The sequence below is a fragment of the Desulfobacula sp. genome, from assembly GCF_030145145.1.
GTDB lineage: Bacteria > Desulfobacterota > Desulfobacteria > Desulfobacterales > Desulfobacteraceae > Desulfobacula.
The window spans coordinates 25579-35743 of the sequence record NZ_JAQYWD010000049.1; the positions used below are offsets into that span (position 1 = coordinate 25579).

General features: G+C 45.4%; 10 protein-coding genes. 2 read left to right on the forward strand and 8 right to left on the reverse strand.

Going from position 1 to position 10165, the window contains the following annotated elements:
- Positions 1–107: 107 nt before the first annotated feature.
- From Q1Q15_RS22345 to Q1Q15_RS22360, 4 genes are all read right to left on the reverse strand, one after another.
- On the reverse strand, positions 108–1055 hold the full coding sequence (locus Q1Q15_RS22345) for a GDP-L-fucose synthase (RefSeq protein WP_300464825.1): 948 nt from the start codon (positions 1053–1055) through the stop codon (positions 108–110).
- Positions 1056–1059: 4 nt separating this feature from the next.
- Positions 1060–2142: a GDP-mannose 4,6-dehydratase gene (gene gmd, locus Q1Q15_RS22350; protein ID WP_300464827.1), complete on the reverse strand. Its 1083-nt coding sequence runs from the start codon at positions 2140–2142 to the stop codon at positions 1060–1062.
- A gap of 244 nt (positions 2143–2386) precedes the next feature.
- Positions 2387–3376, reverse strand: a complete 990-nt coding sequence (locus tag Q1Q15_RS22355; RefSeq protein WP_300464829.1) for an NAD-dependent epimerase/dehydratase family protein — start codon at positions 3374–3376, stop codon at positions 2387–2389.
- A 151-nt stretch (positions 3377–3527) separates the two neighbouring features.
- Positions 3528–4340 carry a hypothetical protein gene (locus Q1Q15_RS22360; protein WP_300464831.1) on the reverse strand — a complete coding sequence of 271 codons (813 nt, stop codon included), beginning with the start codon at positions 4338–4340 and terminating at the stop codon, positions 3528–3530.
- Between the two features lie 111 nt (positions 4341–4451).
- On the opposite strand from Q1Q15_RS22360, the gene Q1Q15_RS22365 reads away from it, so the two are divergent.
- A complete protein-coding gene (locus Q1Q15_RS22365; protein ID WP_300464832.1) occupies positions 4452–5501 on the forward strand; it encodes a glycosyltransferase family 4 protein in 1050 nt (349 codons plus the stop codon).
- 5 nt (positions 5502–5506) lie between these two features.
- Here the strand turns inward: Q1Q15_RS22365 and Q1Q15_RS22370 are convergent, their stop codons facing one another.
- Genes Q1Q15_RS22370 through Q1Q15_RS22380 form a run of 3 tightly spaced genes read right to left on the reverse strand, consistent with a single transcriptional unit; the run spans position 5507 to position 7962 of the window.
- On the reverse strand, positions 5507–5914 hold the full coding sequence (locus tag Q1Q15_RS22370; protein WP_300464834.1) for a hypothetical protein: 408 nt from the start codon (positions 5912–5914) through the stop codon (positions 5507–5509).
- A gap of 23 nt (positions 5915–5937) precedes the next feature.
- The gene (gene rfbB, locus Q1Q15_RS22375) at positions 5938–6975 is read right to left on the reverse strand and encodes a dTDP-glucose 4,6-dehydratase (RefSeq protein ID WP_300464836.1); all 1038 of its coding nucleotides are present in this window, start codon (positions 6973–6975) and stop codon (positions 5938–5940) included.
- 36 nt (positions 6976–7011) lie between these two features.
- Entirely contained in the window at positions 7012–7962 is a 951-nt protein-coding gene (locus Q1Q15_RS22380) for a transposase (RefSeq protein ID WP_300464838.1), read from the reverse strand.
- Positions 7963–8430: 468 nt separating this feature from the next.
- On the opposite strand from Q1Q15_RS22380, the gene Q1Q15_RS22385 reads away from it, so the two are divergent.
- Positions 8431–9621 (forward strand): AAA family ATPase, encoded by a 1191-nt coding sequence (locus Q1Q15_RS22385; RefSeq protein WP_300464840.1) that lies wholly within the window; start codon positions 8431–8433, stop codon positions 9619–9621.
- A gap of 198 nt (positions 9622–9819) precedes the next feature.
- On the opposite strand, the gene Q1Q15_RS22390 is transcribed toward Q1Q15_RS22385, so the two are convergent.
- A complete protein-coding gene (locus Q1Q15_RS22390; protein ID WP_300464842.1) occupies positions 9820–10164 on the reverse strand; it encodes a type II toxin-antitoxin system VapC family toxin in 345 nt (114 codons plus the stop codon).
- Between the last annotated feature and the right edge of the window lies 1 nt (position 10165).

Here is a 10165-nt window from a genome sequence, read left to right on the forward strand (position 1 = left end):
CTTTTTTTATTGTGCTTTTTATCATTATTTTATGACCATACAGGTAAAAAGCGCCATAAGGAAAGCCTGACCCCATGTAAAAATGGCCAACTCCGAAAGTTGAGTACTTAACAAACCGTTTCAACATACCATTGATATGTTTTTCCAATGCCTTCTGCCAATCCCGTGGCCGCCTGCCACCCAAGCGCCGCCATCCTTGATACGTCCAGCAGTTTTTGGGGGGTGCCATCCGGCTTAGTGGTATCCCATACAATGTCCCCTTTAAACCCCACAATCTCTTTGATCAAAAGGGCCAGTTGCCGGATGGTCAAATCCTTTCCCGTGCCGATATTAAACAATGGCGATGTATCCGCCGGCAACCGGCTTTCAGGTGTCTTCATCACATGCAGACAGGCATCGGCCATATCATCAACATACAAAAATTCGCGTTTCGGCTGGCCGGTGCCCCACAGGGTGACGCTGGTATCCTTACGTTTGTTTGCGTCATGAAATTTTCGAATCAGGGCCGGCAGCACATGGGAGGTGTCAAGATCAAAATTATCATGGGGACCATAAAGATTGGTGGGCATGACCGGTATAAACTGTGTTCCGTGCTGCCGATTATAGGCCCAGCACATTTCTATGCCGGCTATTTTTGCCAGGGCATAGGCGGAATTCGTGGGTTCCAGGGCACCGGTCATCAAGTCTATTTCTTGCATGGGCTGTCGGCAGAGCCGGGGATAAATACAGGAAGACCCCAGAAAAATCATTCGTTTCACCCCATGCACATGGCAGTTGTGAATCACGTGGTTCTGGATCATTAAATTTCTAAAAATAAAATCAGCAGGATAGGTTTTATTGGCCAGTATGCCGCCGACTTTAGCCGCGGCCAGGAAGACATAATCCGGCCGTTCTCGTTCAAAAAACGCCGTGACCGCCTGGAAATTTTCCAGGTCCAGCTCCCCATGGGTCCGGGTGATCGTATGGTCATACCCGTTTTCTTTCAAGCAGCGTAAAAGGGCCGCCCCCACAAGGCCGCGATGACCTGCAACATATATTTTGTCATTTGGATGCATTGGCTTATTCCTGGTAGGTAAAGGTTGAAAACCCGTGTTCCTGGCACAGCGAATCTTTCTGGGCCTGTTCAAGATCTTTTTCAACCATCTCCTGCACCATCTCATCAAAGGATGTTTTGGCTTCCCACCCTAATTTTCTTTTAGCCTTTGAGGGGTCCGCCAACAGGGTTTCAACCTCTGTGGGCCTGAAATAGGTGGGATCAACGGCAACGATTACGGTGCCGTCATCGGTGATGCCCTGTTCATCAACTCCCTGCCCTTTCCATTTCAAAGAAAGGTCCAGTTTTTGGGCCGCCACATTAATGAACTCACGAACAGAATATTGTTTTCCCGTACCAATCACATAGTCATCGGGTGTGTCCTGCTGGAGCATCAACCACTGCATTTCCACATAATCCTTTGCATGCCCCCAATCCCGTTTGGCTGACAGGTTACCCATGTACAGACATGCCTGCAATCCCAACTTGATCCGCGCCAGAGCCCGGGTTATTTTCCGGGTGACAAAGGTTTCCCCCCGCAACGGCGACTCGTGGTTAAACAGGATGCCGTTGCAGGCATAAATCCCATAGGCCTCCCGGTAATTCACGGTGATCCAATAGGCATACAGCTTGGCTGCCGCATAGGGGCTCCGGGGATAAAAAGGGGTTTGTTCCGTCTGGGGTGTCTCCTGGACCTTGCCAAACAATTCCGAGGTGGATGCCTGGTAAAACCGGGTTTTCTTTTCCAGGCCCAGCAACCGGATACCTTCAAGGATCCGCAACGTGCCCAGGGCATCCGTATCTGCCGTGTACTCCGGGGATTCAAAAGAAACCGCCACATGACTCTGGGCCGCCAGATTATATATTTCATCCGGTTGAATCTGTTGAACGATTCGAATGAGGTTGGTTGAGTCTGTCAAATCCCCATAATGGAGGAAGAAGGCCCTGTTTTTTTCATGGGGGTCCTGGTACAAGTGGTCGATCCGGTCTGTGTTAAAAAGGGAGGATCGGCGCTTAATACCATGGACCTCATACCCTTTTTTCAATAACAATTCAGCCAGATATGCCCCATCCTGCCCGGTAATACCTGTAATCAGTGCTTTTTTCATAACAGCCTTTTAAAAAAAATTGCGGCGGGCCACCAGCCGCTATAATTAAAGTTTATCAATTTCACATGGGGTCAGGCTTTCCTTATGGCGCTTTTTAACCGTCTGGTCATGACATAGTGATAAAAAATTCAGCCTCCAATAAAAAAAAGCCTGACCCCGTCGATTAAATCTAACATCCAAAAATTGAGTTGTTCATCTATAATATTTCATCCGATTTTTTTGGGAACCGTTATATGCCGTCGGCCTATCGTTTGTCAAGAAAAGCCTCCGCCCCGAAAATCGATTCCAACGACTCTTCAGGAACGAATCCCGTGTTCAGCATTTTCCTGTTATCAAACACCAGATCGCCGGCAAGCTTGTCATAACAGGAGATTAGCCAGCGGGATCTGGTTTTCAGGAGGTGTCCGGCAAGGGTTACCCCCCCCTTGACCAGGCACAACGGAACGCCAAGACAAAACCGGTTCGGCTGAACGGTTGATCTTTGAAAAACAGCGATGATATCATTAAAAGAATAGGGCCGGGCATCACACACATTAAACCGCTCGCAGAAATCCCCCGTTCCTGCCGTGGTGACCCGAAAACAGACAAATGCGACCAGGTTCTGCAGGGCAAGCATGGACAATCGCTGCTCGCCCGAACCATACCGCAAAAAAAACAATTTTTTAGGGGCATACACTCTTTTTTCAATGTTCAGGCGCCAGTGCCGGTCATACACCGGTGCCAGCCGCAACAGATCCAGTTTTTTCAATCGCCCTTGCCCATGGAGGTCTATCAGCCGTTTTTCAGCGTCCAGCTTACTATCTGCATAATCGCTGGACGGGTGGCAGGCATCGGTTTCATGGACACGTTTATGGCCATGGGTTTCACCATAGACACAGATAGAAGACAAAAAGATAAAATGAACCTTTGGGTTGGCGTGGATGGCATGTTCAGCCAGTTGTTGTGTTGCCCGGCTGTTGACATGAAAATAGTCTGCTGTAGGCACGGCCGTTATTTTCTGGTGGGCGATGCCCGCACAATGGATCACCACATCCGGCCTGTATTTCTGGAAAAGAGTGTCCAGGTCTTCTTTTTTTGTGATGTCCAGGGTCTCCCAGACAGAATACTGACCCAAATTTGTATGGCTTTCCGGAGAACGGCCACAGGCAATGACCCTGTCGCTATCAAATGCCACCACCATGCGCCTGCCAATGAATCCCCCGGCCCCGGTCACCAGAATTGTTCTTCTTTTCATAACGGGGTCAGGCTTGGGTTATTGGCTTTTGACCCACCCCGGATATTCCGGGCAGAAGCCGACCCAAATGTCAATAACCCAAGCCTGACCCATCCTCCAATAATATAAATTGCGGATTTATTACAGGTGACCCTGCCTGTTTGCTGAAGGGTCACTGGGAACCGTCTTTTTGCGCATCAAGAGCACGCTTTATATTTTCAAGCCATTGCTCGGAAAAGGCATCAACGGCCAGTTTCTGCGTCTTTGTCAGCCGAAGTCCTCTGGGAGGGGCTTCCCCGGGAGATGCAATGGCGCTTGTCATCACAAGGCTGATGCGGTGATGATCGTCCACAAAATAATAGGCCCCGATCCCGGCCACCCAGTCTCCTTTATAGTCGCCGGAAAACACTGTCCAATTCACAGGACGCTTGTCCTGCTCAGCGGTTCCTTTTTCAAAAATAAAAAACGGATCATTGGCCGGATATTCAATGACATCAAACTTTCGGGACAGTGCCTCCTGGATAAGGATATTCAAAAACACCTGACCTTCCCCCTGGAAAAAAAGGGTTTGCATTCGCACATCTTCAAATCCTGCAATTTGATTGCTGACCAGATCAAACCCGGGTGGCAGGGTCATCTGCCTGTCAAACACATGAATGCGGTCCCCCTTCACCTGGGCCAGCGCCACCGCCGGACCCTTTTTTTGTTCTTTGCCCGGAGGGGTATGGGTCCAGCCCCGGGAAAAAAGGCAATTATTATAGGACGTATTATATTCCTCAAGGTTAATCCTGTCTCCGGTCAGGGTGGCCTGCCGGCCGATCTCTTCTGCCATCCTCAAACATTCCTGGTGGTCCAGATCAAAATCCACCGGGCTGTGCCCGGGTTTATACCACAGCTGGGGGGACGCACACCCGGATACCAGCAACACCACCCCGAAAAGAGAAAAGTACCCCCACCTAAAAGCTTTGCACCATTTTTCAATCATACTATATTCCATCCTTACAATTGGCTTGACTCTTCATACCATTTCAATTATTAGTCTGCAAAGCATATAATTTGCAATTTTTTATTCATCACATAAAATTTTTTGATCAACATGACCCTATTTGCTTTCATAAAACACCTTTCGTTTGCCTTTGGCCTGTTTTTGTTTTCCAGTATGATCTGCTGGAAAATTATACACCATTCCAGAATTATGGACACCCCGAATCATCGGTCCTCCCACACAACCCCAACACCAACGGCAGGGGGGATCGCCATTGTCGCCACTTTTTTTCTGGGCATGGGCATCATTTATTTGATGGCGGACGAAACCATGATCACCCAGAAATTCTTCCTGGGATTTACCGTTTCCAGTCTCTTAATTGCCGGCATGTCTTTTTATGATGATTATAAACACAAGCCCTTATCGTTAAGACTGGTCACCCAGATGGTGGCCATTCTGGTGGTCATCTCTTTTGGCATGGTCATCACCCGGATAGACCTGCCCTTTCCCAACAACACCGCGCTGGGAATCATGGGGTATCTGATCACGTTTGTGTGGATTCTGGGATTAACAAATGCCTATAATTTTATGGATGGATTAAATGGAATGGCAGGCGGGAATGCAGTGATCACTTCCATTTTTTTAGGCCTGATCTCTTTTGGCCAGGGAAGCAATTTCACCTACATTGTGTGTTATACACTGATGGCAGGGACGCTGGGGTTTTTAATCTTCAATTTTCCCAAAGGGAAATTATTTATGGGGGATGTGGGGAGTACGTTTTTAGGGTTTACTTTTGCCACCCTTGCCATTATCTCCTCTTTGTATGACAATGCCCACACCTCTTTGCTGGTCATTCCCCTATTATTGTTTCATTTTATCTATGATACCTTTTTCACCTTTCTTCGCCGGCTTCTGGCAAAAGAAAATGTGTTTCAGGCCCACAGGACACATCTATATCAACTATTTAACCGGCTGGGCTATTCCCATACGGTGGTGACGCTTTTTTATTGTGCCGTGGCACTGGCCCAGGGATTCGGTGCCTTCTGGATGGTCAGGATACCCGGGGTGGAAAGAATCTACGTGTTTATTCCCTTCCTGGTTTTCCAGGTTCTCTATTCCCTGATCATTCTCTATTTTGCAAAAAAAAAGGCCCTGATCTAAAAAAGCTATTTCACATCTGCATTGCTGAAATAAAGGTCCACCATAATCCTTCTGGCATAAATATATTTAATTCTTTCCATGATATCTTCATCAGAAAGTGTTTCAAGTACAGGATATTTCTTTTTTAAAGATGCCATCTGGGCATCCGGCGCATTGGCATCCCCCTTGGCAGGAATATTCAGCGCATCCATCAACGCCGCATCAACGGGTTTCCAATCCCGGGTAATATCCGTAATTGGCTCCCATTTATTTCCCTCATATCGCCAGGCATTCCCAGACCATTTGTCATGTTTTATCAGCTTGTTATCTGACTCAATGACGCTGTACCTAGGGGCAAAAAAATGAAAAAAAAGGCCCGCCACAACAATACCGATAAAAAGACCGATCCCGAAATGCGTTCTGGTTTGCATCATATTCTTCTCCTCACTACCAATAACTATTTTAGCTTGTCCAAATACCAGTCCAGGGTTTTATCCATACCGGTTTCAAATGATTCTTGTGGCGCATACCCCAGTTCTGAAGAAATCTTTGTGGCATCAATGGCATACCGCCTGTCATGACCGGCCCGGTCCTGGACATGGGTAATCAAATTCTTTGATGTTTTTCCCTGACTGGAGGGTGAATCCGGAAACCGTTGTGCAAGGTCTTTATTTTCTGCCAACCGGACGTCCATGCGCTCACATATCAACTTCACTATATCCATGTTGACCGTCTCATTATTCCCGCCGATATTATAGGTTTCACCAACTTTGCCTCTTTCAAGAATCAAGTCAACCCCGTAATTGTGATCGTCCACATAAAGCCAGTCCCGGATCTGTTGCCCATCACCATAAACCGGCAAGGGTTTGCCCTCCAGAATATTCGAAATAATCAGGGGAATCAATTTTTCAGGAAATTGATAGGGTCCGAAATTGTTCGAACAATTACTGGTGGTGACCTGGAGGCCATAAGTCTCATGATAGGCCCGGACCAGATGATCAGAGGCTGCCTTGCTGGCAGCATAGGGTGAGTTGGGGGCATAGGGGGTTGTCTCTGAAAAAGGAGGATCATTCGGTTTTAATGTGCCATAGACCTCATCTGTGGAAATATGATGGAACCGATGGGGTAACCGGGTATCATCCAACCAGACGGTTTTAGCGGCTTTAAGCAGAGAATGGGTACCCCCGATATTGGTCTCAATGAATGCATCCGGGCCAAGAATGGATCGATCCACATGGGATTCTGCGGCAAAGTGAACAATGGTATTGATCTTATATTTTATCAGCAAATTTTCAACCAGCTCCTGATCCAGGATATTACCGTGGACAAACCTGAATTTAGAATGTTTATCTGCCCGGGATAAGTTTTCCCTGTTTCCCGCATAGGTCAAGGCATCTAACACCACCACACCATCGTCAGGGTATTTGTCCAGCCAGTAATAGACAAAATTCGTACCGATAAACCCGGCACCACCGGTTACTAAAATATTTTTCATTTTTCACTCTTTCAAGCCAATGGGGTCAGGCTTGGTTTATTGGCTTATTGTTGTTATTTCCTCAATCAATCGTTCTATTTTCTCCTTCACAGCAGAAAACTTTGTTATTTTATCCCTCAGTTTTGCAACCTGTTTACTCATGGTCGATATTTCCCGACCCAAATATGTCGAAACCTCTTTGAGCGTATGCCGGGTGCAATCAACAGCAAGCAATGCGATAACAGCACGTGCTTCTGCAGCTGACCTGTTTCTACTTTTGTTGAGTATGTTTTGATGGAAAATATTATATTTTTCAGCCACCAGGACCGTCAGGGTATCAAGACTTATGTTGGATGCTGACTGCCCACCTGACTGATTAAGAGCCTTTTGAACAAAATCATCATCCCCGAGGATATGTCCTTGTGTGCCACCTTTTCGTAACAATTCCAGATGCTCCGCTTCCACTGGTTGCCCCATAAAATGACGGTAACCGATCTGTGCAGCCTCAACCGTCTGTCCAAACAGGTTAAAAACCGGATCAATGGAAAGCCAATGGGGTATTTTATCCGGTGTAAGGTAAAGACGATGACTGCTTTCCGGATAATCCAGGGGATCCGTCACTATCTCGGCACGCACCGGGTTGAGATGAATGTATCGGATAATCTCGCGAAGATATCCTTCACGATCGACCAATATCGCCCTAAAGCGCCCCTGAAAAAGATGACCGACCCGATCATAACGATGGTTGAACCAGCCGGTATAACGTTGTGAAAGGCTTTGCATGATTTTAGACAGCGGGACATTTGACACCTGGAGCGCCATATGTACATGATTTTTCATCCAGCAATAGGCACACAGCCGAAGATTATGCGTTTCCAGCCCCTGGTTGAGAATCTCTTCAAAGCGCCGGATATCCTCTTTATCATAAAAGATAGGCTGTTTAGCATTGCCACGAAGCATAACATGGTAAAAGGCACCGGGGTAGTGGATACGTGGTTTTCTGGCCATACATCTTCCTTCAAAGAAACGGGGTCAGGCTTGGCTTATTGGCTTATTGGCTTATTGGCTTATTGCTGTTGAATCAGATCAATCAAGGCCGAACTCCCTGCTGAGATAAGATAGATACGATAATGGCTTGTGCCAGAACAAACGGATGGCACGAATAATCGCTAAACCGTTAATTGAACAGATACAAACCACGTTGAAGCCTATATAATATTTCGGTCTTAATCGCACGGTTAACCAGACTGTTATGACGCTGAGCGTCTCCTGTCAACGGCCTTCTCCACATATTTATGATGTACAAATCTATTTTTTAAATACTTTGCCCAAACAAACTCACTACATTATCGCCCCAATAAGCCAACAAGCCAAGCCTGACCCCATCCTATATAAATTAAACTTTACACCTATCTTGCTTTGCTATAATATCTATTTTATAATAAGTTAAGTTCAGCTTTAATGAGAGGTTATATCATGATTCCTAATGTCATAAAACAGGCTTCTTTTTTTGTTTTATCTCGCCCGACTAAGATTTACGAACGTTTTTTACTCGAGCAAATAAATTCAAAAGAACAATTGATTGGCATTAAAGGGGCGCGGGGAGCCGGCAAAACCACATTATTGCTCCAATACGCACATAGGTCAGGATACCCGATAGAAAAAATTTTATACATTTCCTGTGATCATCCTGCCATGGCAGGTGTCAGTCTTTATGATTTAGCTCAGGATTTTTTTCAAGAAGGGGGAAAATTATTACTTTTAGATGAAATTCATAAGTCTAAAGGATTTGCCCCTCACCTGAAAGCAATTCGCGATACTTTTGATCTTCAAGTAATCTTTTCGGGCTCTTCGGCTATTCAGTTGGATTATGAATCAGCAGATCTTTCCCGACGGGTTGTAATGTATCAACTACCTGCACTTTCCTTTAGAGAATTTTTAGAAATAGAGACCTCAATCCCATTCGATGCCGTTCCATTGGAAAAAGTGGTAAAAAACCATTTAACACTTTCAAGTCAAGTTGCCGCAAAAATCCGCCCCATAGAATATTTTTTAAAATACATAAAGTATGGTGCCTACCCTTTCTATTTGGAATCAATTGAAAACTATCCAATGAAATTACTTGAGGTGATTAATTTAACCATAGAATCAGATTTGCCCGCCATGTTTAATATAGAACCCAGCAAGCTTGATAAGTTAAAAAAGCTGCTTTATATGTTATGTACAACACCCCCTTTAGAATTAAACAAGATGAAATTAAGCGGGGCAATTGGAACTTCATGGCCAACGGTCTCAAAATATTTAACCTTGATGTCAAAAGCATCCCTTATTCATCAAATAAGAGGAGGTGCGGGAATGAGGACGATTAATAAACCCGATAAATTGTTGTTGGACAACCCGAATATATTTCAGGTATTGTGCGCGCAACCAAATATCGGCAGTCTGCGAGAAAGTTTTTTTGTTTCCCAGCTAAGCTATGCCCATCAAATACACTATCATGACAAAGCCGATTTCATTGTGGACGACACCTTTGTTTTTGAAATAGGTGGCCCCGGAAAAACCCGAAAGCAGATAAAAAGCCTTGATGACGCTTATATAATACAAGACAACATAGAAGTGGGCTCCCTAAAAGAGATCCCATTATGGGCTTTCGGTTTCCTTTATTAAGCAGCAACTTATCGTGGTCAGACCCCTTCATACCTTCATCCTTCATACTCGCGGATTGAAAAGGTCTGTTAAAAGAACAGATCGTGGTGGCCCATTGTTTGTTCCTCTAATTTTTTGAGTTTTTGGATCGGACCGGCGTAACTGCCTTAAATTTTCCAAATAAGCCAACAAGCCAAGCCTGACCCCACATGATGAGGATCAAATTTTTACTAATCCGGGAATTAAGTTGAAATGCTTGTCCTTAGTAAATATTTTGTAACCATGTTGAAAAGCGACGGCCGCAATCCATATATCGTTTGTCGGAATGGGCGTGCCTGCAACTTTCAGATTATTGAGTATTGAAGCGTAAAAATCAGCCGTCTCCGCATCAATAGCGTGAACAACGACTCTTGGAGAATCCAGAAAAACATTAAGTTCTTCCCTGTTCCTTTCTTCACTGTTGCCGCCTTTGAAACCAGAATAAAGCTCCCCCATACTAATGGCTGCAAAACCAATCAAGTCAATTTTCCTCAACTCATCAACAATGTTACCATCACCCTTCATG

What these genes read in the sequence shown, in the direction of transcription:
- Q1Q15_RS22345 (WP_300464825.1), bottom strand. Translation starts at nt 1,055, where the DNA reads ATGCATCCAAATGACAAAATATATGTTGCAGGTCATCGCGGCCTTGTG.
- gmd (WP_300464827.1), bottom strand. Translation starts at nt 2,142, where the DNA reads ATGAAAAAAGCACTGATTACAGGTATTACCGGGCAGGATGGGGCATAT.
- Q1Q15_RS22355 (WP_300464829.1), bottom strand. Translation starts at nt 3,376, where the DNA reads ATGAAAAGAAGAACAATTCTGGTGACCGGGGCCGGGGGATTCATTGGC.
- Q1Q15_RS22360 (WP_300464831.1), bottom strand. Translation starts at nt 4,340, where the DNA reads ATGATTGAAAAATGGTGCAAAGCTTTTAGGTGGGGGTACTTTTCTCTT.
- Q1Q15_RS22365 (WP_300464832.1), top strand. Translation starts at nt 4,452, where the DNA reads ATGACCCTATTTGCTTTCATAAAACACCTTTCGTTTGCCTTTGGCCTG.
- Q1Q15_RS22370 (WP_300464834.1), bottom strand. Translation starts at nt 5,914, where the DNA reads ATGATGCAAACCAGAACGCATTTCGGGATCGGTCTTTTTATCGGTATT.
- rfbB (WP_300464836.1), bottom strand. Translation starts at nt 6,975, where the DNA reads ATGAAAAATATTTTAGTAACCGGTGGTGCCGGGTTTATCGGTACGAAT.
- Q1Q15_RS22380 (WP_300464838.1), bottom strand. Translation starts at nt 7,962, where the DNA reads ATGGCCAGAAAACCACGTATCCACTACCCCGGTGCCTTTTACCATGTT.
- Q1Q15_RS22385 (WP_300464840.1), top strand. Translation starts at nt 8,431, where the DNA reads ATGATTCCTAATGTCATAAAACAGGCTTCTTTTTTTGTTTTATCTCGC.
- Q1Q15_RS22390 (WP_300464842.1), bottom strand. Translation starts at nt 10,164, where the DNA reads ATGAAGGGTGATGGTAACATTGTTGATGAGTTGAGGAAAATTGACTTG.